This is a genomic window from Halococcus agarilyticus, assembly GCF_000334895.1.
Lineage (GTDB): Archaea > Halobacteriota > Halobacteria > Halobacteriales > Halococcaceae > Halococcus > Halococcus agarilyticus.
Genome location: NZ_BAFM01000003.1, coordinates 12,966 through 32,208 on the forward strand (window position 1 = coordinate 12,966; position 19,243 = coordinate 32,208).

Genomic DNA, 19,243 nt, shown 5'->3' on the forward strand with positions numbered 1-19,243 from the left:
GGTCCGTGTGAGCGATGAGGGTGTGAACCCGACCGAAGCCGAGGCCGACGGGGGCGAGACCGTCGGTGGAGCGACGGGGACGACACCTCTCAGTGGGGTTCGAGCGCGATGGGAACGGATCCGCGAGCGGGAGTCGGTGGTCATCGCGCTGACGATCGTCGGCGTCGCGCTGTTCCCGTACTTCCTCGTCCGAGCCCCGGTGATCAGCGAGCTCCTCCAGGGCTACCAGGAGCTCGCGTCGCTGATCCTCGTCTGGGGGATCTTCGCGATCGGGTTCGATCTGCTGCTCGGGCGCACGGGACTGCTCTCGTTCGGCCACGCCGCGCTCTGGGGAGCGGGTGCGTACGCGGCCGGCTGGCTCAGTGCGAACGTCGTCCAGTCCCCACTCGCGATCGTCGCGATCGCGGTGCTGTTCGTCGTGGCTCTCTCGGTCGTGCTCGGGGCACTGTCGCTCCGGCGGGGTGGGATCTACTTCGCGATCCTCACGCTGGCGTTCGCCCAGATGATCTACTACATGGCCTCGGCACCGCTCGCGTTCATCACCGGTGGCGACAACGGGCTGACCGGCGTGGAGATCGGGCCGCTGCTCGGATCGTTCGATCTCGGGAGCGAACTGCCCTCGATCGCCGGAACGCTGCTCGGCACATGGCGCTACGCGTTCATCGCGGCGGCGCTGGTGGTGAGCGCCGCGATCATCCTCCGGATCCTCAACTCGCCGTACGGGATCGTGTTCCGTGCCATCCGCGAGAACGAACGCCGCGCGGAGTTCGTCGGCTTCAACGTCTGGCGCTACAAGCTCGCGGCGTTCGTGCTTTCGGGGACCTTCGCGGGGTTCGCGGGGGCACTGTTCACCATCCACGGCGAGTACGTCCCGCTGTCCTCGCTGTACTGGACCACGAGCGGCGAGGTGGTCATCATGACCGTTCTCGGCGGCGTCGGGACGCTGCTCGGACCGCTGCTCGGGGCCGGGATCTACCTCTGGGTCGAGTACATCGTGAGTGGCGGGTACCCCTTCGACTGGATCGGCCCCTACTGGCATCTCGTGCTCGGCCTCGTCTTCGTCGTGGTCGTCGTGTTGCTGCCCGACGGGATCTGGAACGGGATCAAGAGGCTTCTCCGAGACGTGTTCTGGTTCGTCTCACTGGCGACGAGGGACCCGGAGGCGGCGAAAGATCACGCTGTTCAGAAGGCCAAGGCAGCCATTGCGTGGATCGTGTCGCTCGCCACCGGCATCGTCGAGCGGGTCATCGCGGTGCCGCGGCGGCTCGCCGCGCTCGTCTCCGGAGGGGGTCGGTGATGGCGCTGCTCGAAACCCGCGGGCTCGTGAAACGGTTCAACGGGCTCACCGCGACCGACGACGTCGACATCGCGATCGAGGAGGGCGAGCGCGTGAGCGTGATCGGCCCGAACGGCGCGGGCAAGACCACCCTCATCAACCTCATCACCCGGATGCTCGAACCGACCGAGGGCGACATCGTGTTCCAGGGCGAGTCGATCACCGACCGTGCGCCCTACGAGGTGGTCCAGCAGGGGATCAGCAAGTCGTTCCAGACCGCCTCGATCTTCCCGGAGCTCACGGTCGAGGAGAACGCCGAGATCGCTGCGCTGGGTGCCGAGCACGGCTCCTTCCGGCTCAACTTCCTCCGCCACCGCAACCGGTATTCGACGGTCGACGACGCGACTCGACGCACCCTCGAAGCCGTCGATCTCTGGGGCCAGCGCGAGGTGCCAGCGGCCGATCTCCCCTACGGCGACAAGCGCCGCCTGGAGATCGGGATCGCGCTCGCGAGCGAGCCGGACCTCCTCCTGATGGACGAACCCACCGCCGGGATGAGCCCCGAGGAGACCAGCGCGACCGTCTCGCTCATCGAGGACGTGAAGGAGGAGCTCGGGCTCACGCTGGTGTTGATCGAACACGACATGGAGATCGTCTTCGAGGTCTCGGATCGGATCATCGTGCTCAATCGGGGCCGGGTCATCGCGGAGGGAACTCCCGAGGAGATACAGGGCGATCCGGACGTCCAAGAGGCCTATCTCGGTGGTGTCGAGCTGTGAGCCTGCTCACGCTCGACGCGGTCGACGCGTACTACGACGAGAGCCACATCCTCCGCGACCTCTCGATGACGGTCGAGGACGGCGAGATCTGTGCGCTGCTCGGTCGCAACGGCGCGGGCAAGACGACGACGCTGCGGTCGATCGCGAGTTCGAAGCCACCCGACGTCCGCGACGGCACGATCACCTACGACGGCGAGGACATCACCGGGAGAGCCGTCGAGGACGTCGCGATGGCCGGCATCTCGCTGGTGCCCGAGGAGCGTCGCATCTTCGCGGACCTCACTGTCGGGGAGAACCTCCACCTCGCGGACGTCGCCCGCAATCGCTCGAACACGTTCGGCCGGTCGGTACAGGTCGAGCGGAGCGGGATGTCGACCGAGGAGGTGTTCGAGTTCTTCCCGCGACTCGAAGAGCGCGAATCCCAGAAGGCGGGCACGCTCTCCGGCGGGGAGCAGCAGATGCTCGCGATCGGGCGCGCGCTGAAGCAGAACACCGAGCTGCTGATGCTCGACGAACCGTACGAGGGGCTCGCACCGCAGATCATCGAGGCGGTCGAGAACGCGATCGAGCGGATCCGCGACGCTGGAACCACCCTCTTGCTGGTCGAGCAGAACGCCGCGGCGGCGATCAAGATCGCGGATCGGTGTTACGTGATCGATCAGGGTGCGATCGTCTTCGATGGCACCGCCGAGGAGCTTCGCGAGGACGACGAAACCCGCGAACGGTATCTCGGCGTATGACGGGCGACGAGACCGACAGCCAGCACGTGCGCGCTGGGCCAAACGGGGACGCTGGCGGCGGCGTCGACGACGGCACCGGAAGGGATACCCACCCCGACGCCGAGGCGCTCCTCGACGCGCTCGTCGAGGGTGGCGTGGTCTCGGTCGATCCGGAGACCACGACCGTGACGACGACCACTGAGTTCGAGGACACTCGCGCGGTGTATCACGACACCTACGCCGATTCGTCGATCGAACGGTTTCACGGATCGGTCGCCGAGGTGTTCGGCCTCGACTCACCTGAGGCCGCCGCCGAGCGGATCGACGAGCTCGGCGTCACCCGCGAGGAGTTCGTCGCGTTCCTCGCGATCGACGCCCACCTCGACCGGTCGCCGTCGACGGCGATCCTCGCCCGGATGGCGCGCGTCGTCCGCGAGCTGGGACCGGGAACGCCGGTTCCGGAGGGAGTGGTCGAGCTTGACGACGAGAGCTACGAGGGGTTCGTCTCGTCACACGACCGCGCGATCGTCACGGTCTGGAAACACCACTGTGACCCCTGCGAGACGATGAAGGACGACCTCGACGCCATCCTCGCGGCGGTCCCCGACGACGTGGCCGTCGGGGGCCTCGACGGCGAGAGTAGTCCAGAATTCCGGCGTGTGTCGGGCATCGACGCCGCCCCAGCGATGGCGCTGTTCGAGAACGGGGAGTTGCGAGAGGGGTTCACCGGCCGGGCGACGCCCGATCGCGTCGCCGCGGCGTGTACCGATGTCTACGACGGCACCGACGGTGCGTAGCGCCGTCCGAACGGTTCGGGCAGCGGGTCGTTCGGGCGGGAGGAACACCGCCGGACCGCTCTCGTCCGAGCGTTCAGTCGTTCAGGCCGGCCACGAGCACCGGGCGCTCGGCGTTGAGGATCACCGACTGGGTCACGCTGCCGAACAGCGCCTTCCCCGAGGGGTTGCGCTTTCGCCCACCGATATAGATCGCGTCGGCGTCGCGCTCGGTGGCCAGTCGAAGGATGGCGTCGGTCGGATCGCCGCTCTCCTCCGCGACCGAGGTCTCGATCCCGGCGTCTTCGAGACGATCGAGCGCGCGGCGGACCGCTCCGATCTGGGTCACGGACGCCCCCGAGGGGTTCTCGCCGAAGACGTGACAGATCGTGGCGTGAACCTCGTCGGCCGCGCTCGGCAGGTCGGTGACGGCATCGAGCTGTCGGTCGAGGCTCGTCCCGTCGGCGTCGACACACAGCAGGATCTCGTACATGCCCGAACACTGCGAAGAGCGGCGACTTAGGTGTTGTGACGCGTCCGAGTGCCGGAGCGCACCACGGCCACGCACGCGCCGCCTCCTCCCGCTCTTGCTCGTCGTTTGCGTCGTTCTTGCGGGCTGTAACGGCGTTTTCGGGAGCGACGCAGGGACCCCCGAGCGAACGCTCACGCCGGCGGCCGTCCCGACCGACGAGCCGACACCGACACCCGTGCCGCAGCTCGCGCCCGGTCTCACCGGCGAGGGCGTCGTGAACGCCAGCGCGCTCGCGGCGGCACACGACGCCACGCTCGACGACACGTCGTTCACCGTCCGGCGGACGGTGACGTATCGCACTCGCAACGGCACGTCGATCCGGCGGATCGAGAGCGTGACTCGCGTCGCCGACGACGGCCGGTTCCGGATCACGAAACGCTGGAACGGGTCGACGCCCTTGCGACGCGTGGCGTACTACGACGACGGCGAGCGGCTGCTCGTGGCGACGACCGGCACGGACGACGCGACGACCTATCGCCAGGCGTCGCCGGGGACGGTCGTCGCCCAGCGGTCTTCGGTCGCCGCAGCGGGAAGCCGACGGATCGAGACGATGTTCGTCGCTGGCGAGACGGTCGTCGCCGGACGAACGGAGCGCAACGGGACCACGGTCTACCGCCTCGTGCCGGCAGAGACGCTCCGGCGCTCGCCCGAGACGACGACCGGCCTCGGTCGGGCCGTCAGCGTCGAGGCGCGCGTCACCGACCGGGGCCGCGTTCGGAGCTACACGCTCGTCCAGCGCCTCAGCGGCGAGGGATCGGACGGGGCGGCGAGCATCGTCGTCTCGACGCGCTACAGCCGGGTCGGTTCGACCGACGTCGAACGCCCCGCGTGGTACGGCACGGCGCTCGCGGCGACTGACGTGACGACAGCGAACCGGACCGGGGCCAGGACCGAGACAGCCACGACAGCGACGGCAGCCACTCGAACGGTCCAACGTCGTGAGCGCCGGGCGACGGCGATCGCCGTCGGTCAGGCGTCGTAGCGCTGCGAGGCGTAGCTCACGAGCACGAGGAGGATCCCGAGGCCGACGCCCATCGTCCCCATCCCGTAGGCCGCGAGGCCGAGCGGCGTGGGCTGGAGTTCGATCAGGAAGAAGAGATCGACCGGTCGGAGCTCGTCGGGGCCGAACGTCCCGAGCAGGAATCCCGTGAGCCCCGCGATGGCGACGACGACGGCGTAGACGACGAGAACCACCGACCGGCCGCGCCGCCCCGTCGATGGCGTCGTCGCCGTCGGGTTCTCCGACATACTCGTGAGTGACTTCCGCCGGACAATCAGCCTTTTGTCCTCGCGCGCCCGAACCCCGCCATGGCCGAAAAAGAGCTCCTCCTGCTGATTCTCGTCGCCATCGCGGTGTCGATGGCGATGATGACCGTCGTCCTGGTCGTCAGCTGATCGGATCGTCGACCACCGGCGACGAATCGAACCGGCCGCTCGGGTTCTTCCTCGATCCGCTTTCGTCGACCGGCGGGATCGTTCGTCGTCAGGACGCTCGGTTCACTCGTCCTCGGACGGTTGGCTGTCGCCGGTCCGTTCGTCGTCGGCGGACTCGCTACGCTCGCCGCCGTCGGATCGCTCCGCGCTCCGACGAGGATCGCGCTCGCCGTGCTCGCGCTCACCGCCGTCGGTCATCGCCGTCTCCTCATCAGTGTCCTCGCCACCGTCGGCGATCGCGGTCTCGGTCCGGCGCTCGTGCCACTGCCACTCGTGGGTGAACTGGCCGGTCTCCTTCAGGTTCCACGGGTCCGCGTCCTCCATCGATGGGGCCTCGTACCACGACTGGACGAAGTTCCAGACCCAGATGACCTGGCCGACGAAGATGATCAGCGCGCCGAGCGTCGCGACCTGGTGGAAGACGGTCACGATGTTCACCGGCCCGATCGGGAAGTCGTAGGTCGCGTACCGCCGGGGCATCCCGAGGTAGCCCAAAAATAGCATGGCGAAAAAGGTGAGGTTGGTCCCGATCGCCGTCAGCCAGAAGTGCGCCTTCGCGAGGCGCTTCTGGTACATCTTCCCGGTGAAGATCGGGAACCAGTAGTAGATGCCGGCGAAGAAGGCGAACCCGAGCAGCCCCATCACGATGTAGTGGAAGTGACCCACCACGTAGTAGGTGTCGTGGAGCACGAGGTCGACAGGAATGGAGGCGAGGAACACGCCCGTGACGCCGCCGATGATGAAGTTCGACACCGCGCCGATACAGAACAACATTGGGGCAGTCAGCCGGACGTTGCCGCCCCACATCGTGGTGATCCAGTTGAACGTCTTGACCGCGCTCGGGATCGCGATCGCGAGCGAGACCGCCATGAAGCTCGCACGGATCCGGGGATCGATCCCCGTGGAGAACATGTGGTGCGCCCAGACGCCGAACGAGAGCACCCCGATCGCGAGCGTCGAGTAGACGACGAACTTGAACCCGAACAGCTTCCGTCCGCTGAACTTCGGGATCACGAGGCTCAGTATCCCCATCGGCGGCAGCGCGAGGATGTACACCTCGGGGTGGCCGAAGAACCAGAACAGGTGCTGCCAGAGGATCGGCCCGCCACCCTCCCCGGCCGCGAAAAAGGTCGTCGCGAAGTTCCGATCGAGCAGGAGCATGATGAGCGCGCTCCCCAGCAGCGGGAACGCGAACAGGATCAGCCCGGACTGGGTCAGGATGGTCCACGAGAAGATGTCGAGGTTCGCCCAGTTGACGTCGGGCCCGCGCTCGGTGAAGATGGTGGCGATGAAGTTGATCGCCCCCATCGTGGCCGAGACGCCGGTGAGGTGCAGCCCCAACAGCATGAGGTCGACGCCGACGTTGGCCTGGGTGCCGCTCCCGACGCCCGCCGACAGCGGGGTGTACATCGTCCACGCGGTCTGTGCCGGGACGATGTCGAGGCTCGCGATCGGGGCGGTGAAGAAGCCGGCCCAGACGAGGATCGCCCCCGGTGGAAGGAGCCAGAACGCGATGGCGTTGATCCGCGGGAACGCCATGTCGTCGGCACCGATCAGGAGGGGGATGAAGTAGTTCCCGAACGCCGCGATCGCGGGCGTCCCGAACAAAAATAGCATCGTGATGCCGTGGCTCGTGAGCAGCGAGTTGTAGAACTCCGCGCCGATGACGTCGGTGGCGGGCGCGAGGAGCTCCGCGCGCATCAGCATCACCATGATGCCGCCGACCGAGAAGGCGACGACGGCGTACGTGCCGTAGAGGATCCCGATGTCCTTGTGATCCACCGACGTCAACCACCGGATGATCCCGCCGGGCTTCTCCTCGTGGGCGTAGCCGGTCTCCCCGCCGACGGCACCGCCACCGCCGCCAGCCAGCGGCGTGTACGAGCGCCAGTCCTCGATGCGGGCGAGCCACGCAGCGACGCCCGCGAGGAGCAGTCCCATCAGGACCGTCATCACGAGCTGGACTTCTACCATACCGGAAGCTCGAATCCAGAGCGTAAAGAGTCCTTAGATTTCGGCCAGCAGTTCGGGAAGTCGAATCGCCCGAGGGAGGCCGCACTCGGGACGTGACGACCGATCGCATCGGCGAGACGTGTCGTCGACAGTCCTGGCGAATCGGCGACGATCGACGACCGTTCGCGACGATCGAACGCGCCGAAGCTCGACCCCTTCTCGCCTCCCCGAGTCAGTTGGAGTCGGCTTCGGTGACCGCAGGTTCGAGGTCGTCCGCCTCGCCGCCCTCGTTCCTGTTCTCGTCGGCAGTTTCGGCGGTGACGCCCTCGGACAGGTCGCTGGTCGCCCCTTTCGAGCCGGATTCGAGGGTGCCCGAGTCCTCGTCCGTCGCGCTGGCGTCGGCTTGCTCCGCACTCGCAATGACGCGGCCGGAGAGATACGTGAGGAGGGCGAGGGCGACGAACGGAACCACCAGGAGCGCCATGCTGACCACGGTCAGAACGAGGTTCTGTTCCCACGGCCTGATGACGAGAAAGAGCACCACGAAGAACAGGATGATCCCGAGCGGGATGACGTTGACCGTGAGGTCGAGGAGCGTCTCGCGGTCGAAGGTACGCTCTGCCATTGCCGCGGCTTCGGCCAGCCCGATAAATAGGTTGTCGGTTCAGTACGGCTCGCTCTCGACGTACCGCCCGCCAGCCCCCGCGACGAGCGCGACCAGGCCCGCGACGACGACCGCCACACCCCGAGCGACGATTCCGTTGGGTTCGCGTACGATAGTCACGAGCGCGTCCGGCGTCACGGCGGCGAGCTGCGTCACGGTGAGGACGCCGCCGAGCAGTACGAGCACACCGCCGAGCCCCACGAGCAGGTTCCACGGCCGGTCGGCGTAGCCCGACTCCTGGACGATCCCTGCGACCGCGGCGACCAGGAGGAGCAGGCCGCCGACCGCGACCGGGAAGACGTTGAACAGCAGTCCGAGCTCCGAACACACGAACCCGAGCACCACGATCACCGGCCACGGGCTCGACGTCCGGTACTGGTCGCTCACACCCGGCTGCTCGTCCATACCACGTGTTGGGCGGCGAGCGTAAGAAACCCATCGAAAGCCACCGGTCGCACTCGATGGGGGCGCGACGCCGTGCTGGCCCCGACGCGATCGATGTCCGCGGATCGGAGGTCAGACGGCGAACAGGTAGGCGACGAAGAAGAGGAAGTAGCACACCACGAGCACGAGAACGGCCTTCAGCCGGAACAGCCGGAGCGCCTCGTGCTCTGCGGCCTCCGCGGTCTCGTACGCGTCGCGCTCGGCGTCGGTGATCGCGTCGGTGTGGTCGAGACCCCGGTGGAGGGCGAGGTGGTCCTCGTGGACGAACCGCCGACCGCAGTACGCACACACCGCGGCGTCGTCGTCCGACGTTGGTTCGTGCGGGTGTTCGTGGGCCACTGCAGGACTTTCGGGTCGCCACGGCCGAGTAGTTTCCGAAGCCAGGCGATCGCGGCGGAACGGGCATCGAGATGAACGGTGGAGTAAGCGATCGGGAACGGGCGACGAGCAGTTGGGAGGGTTTTTGGTGGTCGGTCCGCAACCCGAGCGCATGGGAACAGCGGACGACACGGCGGAGGAACACGGCGGCCACCATCTCCCGGCGGACGAGGACTGGCCGCGCGGGTTCGGCGAGGCGAGCTGGTGGCCCTTCGTGAGCGCGGCGGGCGCGGCCGGGATATACGTCGGCGCGGCGCTCTTCCTGTTGGGACGTGGCGACGTGGACATCGTGCCACCGATCGCCGGCCCGGCGGTGGTCGTCGCGAGCGCCGGCCTGTTCCTCGCCGGGCTGTTCGGCTGGCTGTATCACGCCTTCGTCGCCGACTTCTGGTCGCGCGGCACCGACGAACACAGCGCGGACACCCTCCGCTTTGCGATGGTGTTGTTCCTCGGCACCGAGATCGCCACCTTCGGGGCGGGGTTCATCTACTACTTCTTCATCCGGGTCGGCACGTGGACGCCTGGCGAGCTTCCGCACTTGCTGAGCTCGCTGGTGCTCGCGAACACCGCGATCCTCGTGATCAGCAGCTTCACGTTCCACTTCGCCGAGGTCGCGCTCCGAAAGGGCAATCGCCGTCGGTTCCTCGGCTTGCTCTCTGTCACTGCGATTCTCGGGATCGTCTTCATTGGGGGCCAGATCCTCGAATACTACGAGTTCATCGTCAACGAAGGGTTCACGCTCACCAGCGGCATCTTCGCGAGCGCCTTCTTCGGGCTCACCGGTCTCCACGGTCTCCACGTCACGATGGGCGCAGTCTTGATCGGGATCGTCCTCGTTCGGGCGTTCGCCGGGCAGTACTCCGCCGAGCGCCACACCTCCGTCAGTACGGTCTCGATGTACTGGCACTTCGTCGACGTGGTCTGGCTCTTCCTCGTCGTGGTGCTCTACGTCGGGGCCGTGGTCTAAGGGGTTCGCCGACTGCAAGCGCCGATCAGAGCGTTTCGGCGAGTTTCTCGATCGGATGTGGCGGTTCGGTGTTTTCGCGCTCGCCGAGTTGACTTCGACAGGACGCACCAGGCGCGACGACCCGATCGCCGTCGCTCCGGTCCACTTGCTCGAAGAGCACGTCGGCGATGGCTCGACTCATCGATAGGTGCTCGGCCTCGTAGCCGAAGGAGCCGGCCATCCCACAGCAGCCCGAATCCAGCGGGTCGATGTCGTAGCCCGCTCGTCGGAGGACGCCGACAGCGTGATGATCCTTCTTCGTGGCCTTCTGGTGGCAGTGGCCGTGGTAGGTGAGTGACTCGTCGGGGACGGTAGCGCCGAGCGCCTCGTCGAGCCGGAACCGGTCGACGTACTCCATCACGCCGTAGGTGTTTCCGGCGACGCACTCGACGTCGCTCGTTCGCACTCCGCCGTCCGTCGCCGGCTGCTCGCCGCCCTCACCGGCCGCGACGGTGCCCGTCGGCACGCTCTCGTCAGGCCCGAGCAGATCCGAATAGTCGGACTGAACCATGACCGCGTCGGAGGGCTCGACGATCACGACGTCCCACCCGCGTCGAACGAGCGGCGCGAGCGCGGCGACGTTCTGCTCGGCGGCCGCGCGTGCTTCGTCGAGAAATCCCTTCGAGAACGCCGGCCGGCCGCTGTCGGCGACGCCGAGCGGCAGCCGGACGTGGATTCCGGCGGCTTCGAGCACTTCGACGGCGGCCTTCCCGGCGTCGGGATGGTTGTAGTTCGTGTACGTGTCCGGGAACAGGAGGACCTTCCGCTCGGCGTCGCCGGCCGTCACCTGCGCGCCGCCGCGTGCGTCGAACCACGCCTCGAAGCTCTCGTCGTGGAAGGTCGGCAGACTGCGCTCGGCGGCGATACCGACGGTCTTCTCGAGGATGGTGCGCGCGCCAGGCAACTCGGACGCCCAGTTCGACACCGGCGCGAACCGACTCCCGAGCGCCGAGAGCCGGTCGACGTTCGCGAACAGCCGGTCGCGGAGGCTCGTGCCGTGGCGCTGGTGGTGTTCGTGGGTGATCTCGGCCTTCAGCTTGGCCATGTCGACCTCGCTCGGGCAGTCGTTCGCACAGCCCTTGCAACCGATACAGAGGTCCATCACCTCCTGCATGAACTCGACGTCGAACTGCTCGCCCGCGGCGAGGTCGCCGCTCATCGCCTGGCGAAGCAGGTTCGCCCGCCCGCGGGTGCTCTGGATTTCCTCGTTCGCAGCGCGGTAGGTCGGACACATCGTGCCGCCGGTCGTCGATTGGTGGCCCCGACAGCCGCCACAGCCGTGACAGAGCTCGACCATCCCCTCGAACCCGTTCTCGTTATTCCACTGAAGTGTGGGATCGAACCTGGCGTCGAACTCGTAGTCCGGATCGAACCGGAGGTTCTCGGTTAGATCGAGCGAGTTCGCATCCCTCTGTCCGGTACTGCTCGCTCCCTCGTCGGGGAGACCACAGACCTGACCGGGATTGAGGAGCCAGTCGGGATCGAACGCCGACTTGAGGTCGCGGAAGACGCCCCAGAGACGATCGCCGTACAGTTTCCGGTTCCACTGGGTGCGGGCGCGGCCGTCGCCGTGTTCGCCCGACACCGAGCCGTCGAGTTCGACCACGAGATCGGTCACGGCGTCGGCGATGCGCCCCATCCGACCGACGCCCTCCACGGTTTTGGTGTCGATGAGCGGTCTGACGTGGAGCACGCCAGGCCCGGCGTGGGCGTAGAAACTCGCGAACGTGTCGTTGTCGTCGAGGATTGCCTGAAAGCCGTCGACGTACTCCGGGAGGCGCTCGGCCGGCACGGCACAGTCCTCGATGAACGAGATGTGTTTCGCGTCCGAGGTCCGCGAGAGCAAAATGGGAAGGCCGGATTTGCGGAGCTTCCAGAACTGCGCGCGGGTGTCGGCATCGTGGGCCTCCATCGCCGCCCGGGCGTACCGTCGGTCTTCCGTCGTTTCGGCCGCGCCGTCGCTCGGCTCCGCCGCCGGGTCAGCTCCAGATACTCGGTCGACAACGAGGTCGGCAACCTGCTGTTTGCCGTCGTCGTCCGAGTCGGCGTAGAACTCGACGAGGAGGACGGAGTCGGTGCCGTCGGGCAGCATGCCGACGACGTCCGCGAACTCGCTGGTGTCGCGCGCGAGATCGAGCAACACGTCGTCCATCACCTCGACCGCGGCGGGATCGTGGTCGAGGATCGACGCGACGTCCTCCATCGCGTCGCCCAGCGAGTCGTAGGACAGCAGCGCCACGGCCTTCGTTTCGGGGATCGGTTCGAGCGACACGGTGGCCGCGGTGACGATCGCGAGGGTGCCCTCGCTGCCACAGAGCAGGCGGGCGAGGTTGACGCTTCCCGAGTTCGCATCCTCGACCACCCGATCGAGGTCGTACCCCGAGACGTTGCGCTTGAGATCGGGGTAGGCGTCCTCGATCGTCGCCCGCTCCTCGTCGACGATCCGTGCGACCGCGGCGTGGATTCGGGCCTCGAGGTCGCCCGCCGAATCGGCGCGCTCGCGGAGTTCCTCGATCGAGATCTCGCCGAACTCGGTCACGGTGCCGTCGGCGAGCACGACCTCACAGGACTCGACGTAGGCGTCGGTCTTGCCGTACACCAGCGAGTGCGCTCCCGTGCTGTTGTTACCGATCGCCCCGCCGAGCGCGCTCTTGTCGCCCCACGCCGGGTCGGGAGCGAACTTCAGTCCGTGGGGGGCGAGCGCCTCGTCGATGTCGGCGAGGTAGATCCCTGGCTCGGCGCGCGCGGTCCCCGACTCGGGGTCGACGTCGAGGAGCGAATCCATGTACCGAGTGAAATCGAGGACGACGGCCTCGTTGACGGCCTGTCCTGCGAGGCTCGTCCCGCCGCCGCGCGGGAGCACCGGAATCTCCCGCTCGGCGCAGTAGCCCATCACCCTGGCGACGTCGGCGGTCGAGCGGGGGAACACGACCCCGATGGGTGTCACCTCGTAGGCGCTCGCGTCGGTCGCGTACAGCTGCCTGGTGTACGTGTCGAAGCGTGCGTCGCCCTCGATCCGCGAGCGAAGATCGTCGAGGAGTTCGGGTCTGGCGACTTCCGCACTTCGATAGTCGTAGTTCACGTCGTGGTCGGTCGGATCGGTCCCGGCCGACTGCCGAACCCCTTCGGTCATCGCTGGACGACGGTTCGGCGGTCGCCACACGATTTCGTGAACGGCTGAACCGGACGAGTGCATCGCATGGCTGGACCGAGAACGAGAGCGAACATGGGCCTTTGGTCGGACTCGTCGGTGACCCGAGTCGAAGTGGATCGCAGGAAGTCGTCGAACCCGGCTTGGCACCGAACCAGCGAGGAGGAGTTACGCCGGCTTCGCCGAAACCGCGCCGATCGCCGAGCTGTTGGACGAGGCGTTACCGCCCGCTGAAGCGTTACCGCCGGACGATTCCTGTTCGTCGAGCCACGTCTGGTACTCCTCGGGCGGCAGCACGGTCATGTTCGCGAGCATTCCCGAATGACCCGATCCGCAGAACTCCGCGCAGTAGAGCTGGTAGGAGCCCGTCTCGGTGGCGTTGGTCTTGATGGTGTTGTACTGGCCGGGGATCGAGTCCTGTTTCAGCCCGAGCTCCGGAACGTGGACTGCGTGGATCACGTCGGTCGAGGTGGTGTGGAGGTAGACGTCGGTGCCGTTCGGGATGGCGAGCGTACTCGAGGAGTTGACGCCCGCCTCGGGGTAGTGGAAGGTCCAGCCCCACTGGTAGGCGATGATCTCGACCTCGACCGCGTCGCCCTCCGTCGGCGCGGTCGCGCCGGACTGGTTGATCAGGAGATCCGCCCCCACCTGCTGTTGGGCCTGGGGCTGCTGGCCGGCGGCGTCGGGCACCAGCGAGATGTAGGGGTTCGCGAGCACCACGAACGACGCGAGCCCGACGAACAGGAGGATGATCGCGGTCGTGATCGTCCACGTGATCTCGAGACGGCGGTTCTCGCGGGTCGGCTGAGGATCGTCGTTGTTGCGGTACTTCACCACCGTGTAGATCAGGATGGCCTCGACGAGGATCGTGATCGGGATCGCCACGTACAGCAGCGACTGGTTCAGGTTGGTGATCATCCGCTCGTTGATCGACTGGGCCAGCGCCGGCTCCACGGCGGCGAAGAGCAACGCGACGACGAGCAGGCCGAACAGGCCGAGACGCGTTCGCTTCATCTGTGCCGAACTCGGGCAGTTGCGCATAAATACCTGCTGACTTTCCCGCTCGGTGGCCGAAAACGCGGGGCCTAAGTGCGGCGGCCGTGAACGGTTTACCCGAGCTATCCCAGCCGTGGCCACCGACACTCACGTCCCGTCGCGGGTACCGACGCTGCTCGCCGCCGCAGCCGTCGGCGTCTACCTCCTCGTCGTGATCGGGGCGACCACGACGCTCTCCAATGCCGCCGCGGCGTGCACGACCTGGCCGGCCTGTGGAGTCGACCTTGCCGACCCCCAGCTCCTCATCGCGTGGGGCCACCGGGTCGCCGCGGTGCTCGCCGGCCTGGTCGTGCTCGCCGCGATCGTCGCGACGTGGCGAACGCCCGCACCGCGTCGGGCGAAGCTCGTTCTCGTGATCCCGTTCGTGTGCTACCCGATCCAGGTCGGCATCGGCGCGCTCGCCGCCACCACCACCACGGCGTGGGTCTCGACTGCCCACCTCGTCTGCGGCGTGGGGATCTTCACCGGGCTCGTAGTCGCGCTCGCGTGGACGCTGGAGGCCGAGACCCTTGGCACCGCCGCACTCAGTGAAGCGTCGACCACGACGACCGCCGCACCGTCCGCCGGGAGTCGATCCGAACCGGCGGTTTCGGAGACGGAGGCGAAACCGACGATGACCCAGCCGCAGTCCATGGGGGACACGGGACCGATCGAGCGCGCACGGACAGTCGGGAGGGCGTACTTCCGACTGATGAAACCCCGGCTGATGTGGCTGCTGTGTCTCGTCGCGGCCGCCGGGATGGCGCTCGCCGCCGGGCCGGCACTCGATGCCGGCACAGTCGTGCGGGTGCTCGGCGGTGGCGTGCTCGCGATCGGCGCGAGCGGCACGTTCAACCACGTCCTCGAACGCGACATCGACCGCCGGATGCAGCGAACCGCCGACCGGCCGCTCGCGACCGACGAGGTGGGCGTGCGCAACGCGATGGTCTTCGGTTGCGTGCTCGCGATCGCGTCGCTCTGGCTGTTCTACTCGGTGAACCTGCTCGCGGCGGCGCTCGGGCTGTGTGCCATCCTGTTTTACAGCGTGATCTACACCCTGGTGCTCAAGCCGAACACAGTGCAGAACACGGTGCTGGGGGGCGCAGCGGGCGCGCTACCGGCGATCATCGGCTGGGTCGGCGTCACGGGGGAAGATCGGCGTCCCGGGGCTCGCGCTCGCGGGCGTGATCTTCCTCTGGACGCCCGCGCATTTCTACAATCTCGCGCTCGCGTACAAGGACGACTACGAGCGCGGCGGGTTCCCGATGATGCCCGTGGTCCGTGGCGAGCGGGTCACCCGCCGGCACATCCTCTGGTATCTCGGGGCAACCCTGCTCGGCGCGAGCGTGCTCGCGGCGGTCGCCGAACTCGGCTGGCTCTACGCCGCGGCCACGGTCGCCTTCGGTGGCCTGTTCCTCTGGGCGGTCGTCCGGCTCCATCGCGAGCGAACCGAACGCGCCGCGTTCCGGGCGTTTCACGCGTCGAACGCCTACCTCGGCGCGGTGCTCGTCGCGGTCGTGATCGACGCCGTCGTGCTGTGATTCCGCACGTTCCAGATCCCTCATGAGCGACGATCGTTCCACCGTCGCGGATCGGCTCGCACGAGCCCGGCCGAGCCGGGGCACGTTGCTGTGGGGTGCGATTCTCGTCAACGCCGAACTCATCGCGCTGTTCGCGTACCTCGCCCAGCCGAACGTCACGCCGACCGCGGTCCGGTACTACGTCTACCCGTTCGTCTGGATCAACGTCGGTCTCTGGGCGTTGCTGCGAACCGATCCGCCGGCGGCGAGCCGGCGGCGGCGGTACGCCGCGGGCGCGTTCGCGGTCGGCTACTTCGCCGTGCTCGCGTACGCCGGCGGGCTCGTGGGCCCTGGTCTCGGCGCGATGGCGACCGGCCTCCGGATCGCACCGCTGCCCCCTGGCAGCGGCCCCGCGCTGATCTACGGCGGTGAGGCGGTCCGCCTCGCGCTCCTCCCGTACAAGATCGTGGGCTACGTCGCGCTCGCCGTGTTGGTCTACGCCACCGCGCTCGACGTGGCGGGCTCGGCGATCGGCGGCGTTCTGGGGCTGTTCTCGTGTGTGAGCTGTACGTGGCCCGTGCTCGCCTCGCTCGTCGGCGGCGTCGCCGGGAGCTCCTCGGCGGTCGCGAGCGCCGCGCTCTCGGGGTCGTACGGACTCTCGACCGCGATCTTCGTCGTCACGGTCGGACTGCTGTACTGGCGACCGTTCGGCAGCGAGTAGTGCCGGCGACGAGCGGCGGCGGGCGCAGAGCGGGCAAAAGCGTAAATCGCCCGCGTCCGTCGTGATCTGCATGGCAACGGTAGAGATCGAATACTGCGTCCCGTGTGGCTTCCTCGAACGTGCAGAGGAGATCCAGCACGCGCTCCTCGCCGGCCTCGGCGAGGAACTCGACCGGGTGGCGCTCGTGACCGGCGATCACGGCGTGCTCACGGTCGCGGTCGACGACGAGACCGTCTTCGACAAGGAAGAGGACGAGTACGACGTCGACGGGATCGTACGGGAAGTCCGCGGTCGGCTGTGACTACCAGTCAGCGGTGCGAACGATCGTCACCGAATCGATCCCCTTAGAACGACTCCGCCACTCGGTTTCGACATGCAACGGGCACTCGTCGCCGAGGACGTCCGTCGCGAGTACGGCGATCGGGTCGCGCTCGACGGCGTCTCGCTGTCGGTCGACGCTGGCGAGGTGTTCGCCCTCGTCGGACCGAACGGCGCTGGCAAGACCACGCTGGTCCGAGCGCTGACCGGCACGACCGCTGTCGACGGCGAGGTGTCGGTGTTCGGCGAGTCGCCCGCGACCGTCGCGAAGTCGCGTCTCGGCGTCCTGCCCCAGGAGTTCACCCCGCCGGAACGTCTGAGCGCGCGCGAGCTGATCGACTACTACGCCGGCCTCTACGACGATCCCCGCGACGTCGAGAGCGTGCTCGCGGACGTCGGGCTCGCCGACACTGCCGACACCCACTACGAAAACCTCTCGGGCGGCCAGCGCCGCCGGACCTGTGTCGGCGCGACGCTCGTGAACGATCCCGACCTCCTGGTGCTCGACGAGCCCACGACGGGCATCGATCCCGCCGGCCGCCGCGATCTCCGGACCCTCCTTTCCGATCTCGCCGACGGCGGGACGACCGTTCTCCTTACCACCCACGACATGACCGAGGCCGAGCGCCTCGCCGACCGGGTGGGACTGCTCGCCGATGGTCGCCTCGCCGCCGTCGACTCCCCCGCAGCCCTCATTGCCGAACACGGGGGCGAGAACCGGGTCGTGGTCGACTTCGTCGCCGACCCGAGCGAGGACGCCACAGCTGCCAGCGACGTCACGGTCCCGTCGCCGGCGGCTGCGGTGGACGCACTCGGCGAGGCGGGCCATCGTGTCGAACTACACGACACCGAACTCGTGGTCCACGGGGTGGTTGCCGAAGATATCGGCTCGGTGGTCGACGATCTCGAACGCACCGGGGTCGTCTACGACGGTCTCGAATGGCGACAGCCCGATCTCGAAGACGTCTATCTCGCCGTGACTGGCACGGCGGTCACCGGTGGCGGGGAGCCAGTCGCGGAGCCGGCGGACGACGACGGCGACGACACGGCGGCGGAGACGCCGGCGGAGCCGAACGCGACCGACGGCGAGACGGGGGTCGCACAGTGACCGCCATCGGCCGGGTCGGTGCGGAGTTCACGGCCGCCTGGCGATCGTTCCTCCGGCGGCGGACCGCGGTCTTCTTCACGTTCTTCTTTCCCGTCCTCCTGATCCTGATCTTCGGCGTGCTCGTCCAGACTCAGCCCACCGGCGGCGGGCTGTTCACCGAGCCGGCGGGCTACTACGTGCCTGGCTACCTCGCGGTCGTGGTGCTGTTCACACCGCTCTCGCGGATCGGCAGCACGGTCGCGCGCCACCGCGACGGCAACCGCTTCGAGAAGCTCGCGACCACGCCGCTCTCCCGTGCGGAGTGGCTGCTCGCCAGAACGCTCGTCAACGTCGTCATCATCGGGATCGCGAGCCTGCTCATCCTCGGGCTCGTGGTGCTCGTCACCGGGGCCGATGTAGTGCTCTCGCCGGCACTGATCCCGTTCGTCGGGGTCGCGGTCGCGCTGTTCTGTGGCGTCGGCGCGCTGCTCGGCAGCCTCGCCGACTCCACCGACGGGACGATCGCCGCGAGCAACACGATCGCGCTTCCACTTCTGTTCCTCTCGGAGACGTTCGTCCCGCCCGACCTCCTTCCGACGTGGTTCCAGCCGGTCGTGAATCTCTCCCCCCTCACCTACTTCGCGCGCGGCGTGCGCGCGGTGACGAACGGAACCGGCGCAGCGAACTGGGGCGGTGATCTCGTCGTCCTCTGCGTCCTCGCGGTCGGCTTCGTCGCGCTCGGAGCGTACGCCCTACCGCGAACGGACTGAACAGAAACGGTTGCGAGCTATCGCGGAACCCAGCTGTAGACGTGGTTCAACAGGAAGTAGGTCACGACGCCCAAAAAGAGGCTCAGCGACCACGACGCGACCGCGATCCGACCGATCCGTGCGTGGGCGGTCTCTCTGAGTTCGGCGGGCGTGTGGGTCAGTCCGAGCACCACCGGGTAGATCACGACCGGGACCGCGACCGCCGACAGCAGGATGTGGATCGCGAGCATGGCGAGGTAGATCGGCTCGATGATACCCGCAAAGTTCCCGAGGAACTGGCCCTCGCGGATCACGATCGACTTCTCGAACCCCCCGCCGATCTTCCAGAGGTAGAGCACGAGGAAGCCGAGGATCAGCGAAAAGGCGGTGAGCATCGCCGCGCGGTGTCGCCACACGTCGCCGCGGCGGATGAGGACGTAGCCGACGAGCAGCGCGGTCAGCGCGAGGCTGTTGATGACCGCGATCGCATCCGAGAACAACAGCACGGTCTCTTCGCCGATCGACGGGAAGACGTCGACGATGCCGGCGAAGCTCCCGAGAACGAGCACGTAGCCGACGACCGAGAGGACGGCGGTGACGGCGAGCGGATGTCGCTTCACCGGCCCCTCGGCGCTCGCGGTGGCCATGCGTTGCCATCGGGCCGCGGGCGGTATCCGTCTTCGGATTTCTGACGAACGGGTGAA

19 protein-coding genes and 1 pseudogene are annotated in these 19,243 nt (G+C 67.7%); 11 read left to right on the top strand and 9 right to left on the bottom strand.

The window, feature by feature from the left end:
- Positions 1-7: 7 nt before the first annotated feature.
- The 4 genes from TX76_RS03055 to TX76_RS03070 are packed head-to-tail and all read left to right on the top strand — an operon-like array spanning position 8 to position 3,571.
- Positions 8-1,297 (top strand): branched-chain amino acid ABC transporter permease, encoded by a 1,290-nt coding sequence (locus TX76_RS03055; protein ID WP_079890741.1) that lies wholly within the window; start codon positions 8-10, stop codon positions 1,295-1,297.
- The gene (locus tag TX76_RS03060; protein WP_049898993.1) at positions 1,297-2,055 is read left to right on the top strand and encodes an ABC transporter ATP-binding protein; all 759 of its coding nucleotides are present in this window, start codon (positions 1,297-1,299) and stop codon (positions 2,053-2,055) included. The genes TX76_RS03055 and TX76_RS03060 overlap by 1 nt, the downstream gene beginning before the upstream one ends.
- Complete coding sequence (locus tag TX76_RS03065; RefSeq protein WP_049898995.1) at positions 2,052-2,795, top strand: ABC transporter ATP-binding protein; 744 nt, start codon at positions 2,052-2,054, stop codon at positions 2,793-2,795. The genes TX76_RS03060 and TX76_RS03065 overlap by 4 nt, the downstream gene beginning before the upstream one ends.
- Complete coding sequence (locus tag TX76_RS03070) at positions 2,792-3,571, top strand: thioredoxin family protein (protein ID WP_079890735.1); 780 nt, start codon at positions 2,792-2,794, stop codon at positions 3,569-3,571. Before TX76_RS03065 ends, TX76_RS03070 begins: the two co-directional genes overlap by 4 nt.
- Positions 3,572-3,644: 73 nt before the next feature.
- Here the strand turns inward: TX76_RS03070 and TX76_RS03075 are convergent, their stop codons facing one another.
- Positions 3,645-4,040 carry a universal stress protein gene (locus tag TX76_RS03075; RefSeq protein ID WP_049898997.1) on the bottom strand — a complete coding sequence of 132 codons (396 nt, stop codon included), beginning with the start codon at positions 4,038-4,040 and terminating at the stop codon, positions 3,645-3,647.
- Here TX76_RS03075 and TX76_RS03080 point away from each other — a divergent pair.
- Positions 4,039-5,061 (top strand): DUF7537 family lipoprotein, encoded by a 1,023-nt coding sequence (locus TX76_RS03080; RefSeq protein WP_195155987.1) that lies wholly within the window; start codon positions 4,039-4,041, stop codon positions 5,059-5,061. The genes TX76_RS03075 and TX76_RS03080 overlap by 2 nt on opposite strands.
- On the opposite strand, the gene TX76_RS03085 is transcribed toward TX76_RS03080, so the two are convergent.
- The 5 genes from TX76_RS03085 to TX76_RS03105 all read right to left on the bottom strand — a co-directional run bounded on the left by TX76_RS03085 (position 5,049) and on the right by TX76_RS03105 (position 8,913).
- On the bottom strand, positions 5,049-5,327 hold the full coding sequence (locus tag TX76_RS03085; protein WP_049898999.1) for a DUF7520 family protein: 279 nt from the start codon (positions 5,325-5,327) through the stop codon (positions 5,049-5,051). The two genes, TX76_RS03080 and TX76_RS03085, sit on opposite strands and share 13 nt — an antisense overlap.
- Before the next feature lie 249 nt (positions 5,328-5,576).
- The gene (locus TX76_RS03090; protein ID WP_228842299.1) at positions 5,577-7,454 is read right to left on the bottom strand and encodes a cytochrome c oxidase subunit I; all 1,878 of its coding nucleotides are present in this window, start codon (positions 7,452-7,454) and stop codon (positions 5,577-5,579) included.
- Between the two features lie 244 nt (positions 7,455-7,698).
- Positions 7,699-8,091, bottom strand: a complete 393-nt coding sequence (locus TX76_RS03095; RefSeq protein ID WP_049899003.1) for a DUF6684 family protein — start codon at positions 8,089-8,091, stop codon at positions 7,699-7,701.
- 39 nt (positions 8,092-8,130) lie between these two features.
- Positions 8,131-8,535: a DUF7541 family protein gene (locus TX76_RS03100; protein ID WP_049899005.1), complete on the bottom strand. Its 405-nt coding sequence runs from the start codon at positions 8,533-8,535 to the stop codon at positions 8,131-8,133.
- A gap of 111 nt (positions 8,536-8,646) precedes the next feature.
- A complete protein-coding gene (locus tag TX76_RS03105; protein ID WP_049899006.1) occupies positions 8,647-8,913 on the bottom strand; it encodes a hypothetical protein in 267 nt (88 codons plus the stop codon).
- Between the two features lie 151 nt (positions 8,914-9,064).
- Between TX76_RS03105 and TX76_RS03110 the strand changes: the two genes are divergently transcribed.
- A complete protein-coding gene (locus TX76_RS03110; protein WP_049899008.1) occupies positions 9,065-9,919 on the top strand; it encodes a cytochrome c oxidase subunit 3 in 855 nt (284 codons plus the stop codon).
- A 25-nt stretch (positions 9,920-9,944) separates the two neighbouring features.
- Here TX76_RS03110 and TX76_RS03115 read toward each other — a convergent pair whose 3' ends face one another.
- Together TX76_RS03115 and coxB are read right to left on the bottom strand one after the other, a co-directional pair.
- Positions 9,945-13,091: an FAD-binding and (Fe-S)-binding domain-containing protein gene (locus TX76_RS03115; protein WP_049899383.1), complete on the bottom strand. Its 3,147-nt coding sequence runs from the start codon at positions 13,089-13,091 to the stop codon at positions 9,945-9,947.
- Positions 13,092-13,277: 186 nt separating this feature from the next.
- Positions 13,278-14,123: a cytochrome c oxidase subunit II gene (gene coxB / locus TX76_RS03120; RefSeq protein ID WP_049899010.1), complete on the bottom strand. Its 846-nt coding sequence runs from the start codon at positions 14,121-14,123 to the stop codon at positions 13,278-13,280.
- Positions 14,124-14,238: 115 nt separating this feature from the next.
- On the opposite strand from coxB, the pseudogene TX76_RS03125 reads away from it, so the two are divergent.
- The 5 genes and pseudogenes from TX76_RS03125 (at position 14,239) to TX76_RS03145 (ending at position 18,560) form a co-directional block, all read left to right on the top strand.
- Positions 14,239-15,685, top strand: a pseudogene (locus tag TX76_RS03125) (heme o synthase).
- 22 nt (positions 15,686-15,707) lie between these two features.
- Positions 15,708-16,385 (top strand): DUF7546 family protein, encoded by a 678-nt coding sequence (locus TX76_RS03130; protein ID WP_049899012.1) that lies wholly within the window; start codon positions 15,708-15,710, stop codon positions 16,383-16,385.
- 70 nt (positions 16,386-16,455) lie between these two features.
- On the top strand, positions 16,456-16,686 hold the full coding sequence (locus TX76_RS03135) for a SelT/SelW/SelH family protein (RefSeq protein ID WP_049899013.1): 231 nt from the start codon (positions 16,456-16,458) through the stop codon (positions 16,684-16,686).
- 72 nt (positions 16,687-16,758) lie between these two features.
- Positions 16,759-17,811, top strand: a complete 1,053-nt coding sequence (locus TX76_RS03140) for an ABC transporter ATP-binding protein (protein WP_049899016.1) — start codon at positions 16,759-16,761, stop codon at positions 17,809-17,811.
- On the top strand, positions 17,808-18,560 hold the full coding sequence (locus TX76_RS03145; protein WP_049899017.1) for an ABC transporter permease: 753 nt from the start codon (positions 17,808-17,810) through the stop codon (positions 18,558-18,560). The genes TX76_RS03140 and TX76_RS03145 overlap by 4 nt, the downstream gene beginning before the upstream one ends.
- Before the next feature lie 17 nt (positions 18,561-18,577).
- Here the strand turns inward: TX76_RS03145 and TX76_RS03150 are convergent, their stop codons facing one another.
- Positions 18,578-19,186 (bottom strand): DUF420 domain-containing protein, encoded by a 609-nt coding sequence (locus TX76_RS03150; RefSeq protein ID WP_049899019.1) that lies wholly within the window; start codon positions 19,184-19,186, stop codon positions 18,578-18,580.
- Between the last annotated feature and the right edge of the window lie 57 nt (positions 19,187-19,243).

Bases quoted from the DNA above. Each gene is read 5' to 3' on its own strand.
- TX76_RS03060 (WP_049898993.1), top strand. From the start codon at position 1,297: ATGGCGCTGCTCGAAACCCGCGGGCTCGTGAAACGGTTCAACGGGCTC.
- TX76_RS03070 (WP_079890735.1), top strand. From the start codon at position 2,792: ATGACGGGCGACGAGACCGACAGCCAGCACGTGCGCGCTGGGCCAAAC.
- TX76_RS03080 (WP_195155987.1), top strand. From the start codon at position 4,039: ATGCCCGAACACTGCGAAGAGCGGCGACTTAGGTGTTGTGACGCGTCC.
- TX76_RS03075 (WP_049898997.1), bottom strand. From the start codon at position 4,040: ATGTACGAGATCCTGCTGTGTGTCGACGCCGACGGGACGAGCCTCGAC.
- TX76_RS03085 (WP_049898999.1), bottom strand. From the start codon at position 5,327: ATGTCGGAGAACCCGACGGCGACGACGCCATCGACGGGGCGGCGCGGC.
- TX76_RS03090 (WP_228842299.1), bottom strand. From the start codon at position 7,454: ATGGGACTGCTCCTCGCGGGCGTCGCTGCGTGGCTCGCCCGCATCGAG.
- TX76_RS03095 (WP_049899003.1), bottom strand. From the start codon at position 8,091: ATGGCAGAGCGTACCTTCGACCGCGAGACGCTCCTCGACCTCACGGTC.
- TX76_RS03100 (WP_049899005.1), bottom strand. From the start codon at position 8,535: ATGGACGAGCAGCCGGGTGTGAGCGACCAGTACCGGACGTCGAGCCCG.
- TX76_RS03110 (WP_049899008.1), top strand. From the start codon at position 9,065: ATGGGAACAGCGGACGACACGGCGGAGGAACACGGCGGCCACCATCTC.
- TX76_RS03115 (WP_049899383.1), bottom strand. From the start codon at position 13,091: ATGACCGAAGGGGTTCGGCAGTCGGCCGGGACCGATCCGACCGACCAC.
- coxB (WP_049899010.1), bottom strand. From the start codon at position 14,123: ATGAAGCGAACGCGTCTCGGCCTGTTCGGCCTGCTCGTCGTCGCGTTG.
- TX76_RS03130 (WP_049899012.1), top strand. From the start codon at position 15,708: ATGAGCGACGATCGTTCCACCGTCGCGGATCGGCTCGCACGAGCCCGG.
- TX76_RS03135 (WP_049899013.1), top strand. From the start codon at position 16,456: ATGGCAACGGTAGAGATCGAATACTGCGTCCCGTGTGGCTTCCTCGAA.
- TX76_RS03140 (WP_049899016.1), top strand. From the start codon at position 16,759: ATGCAACGGGCACTCGTCGCCGAGGACGTCCGTCGCGAGTACGGCGAT.
- TX76_RS03150 (WP_049899019.1), bottom strand. From the start codon at position 19,186: ATGGCCACCGCGAGCGCCGAGGGGCCGGTGAAGCGACATCCGCTCGCC.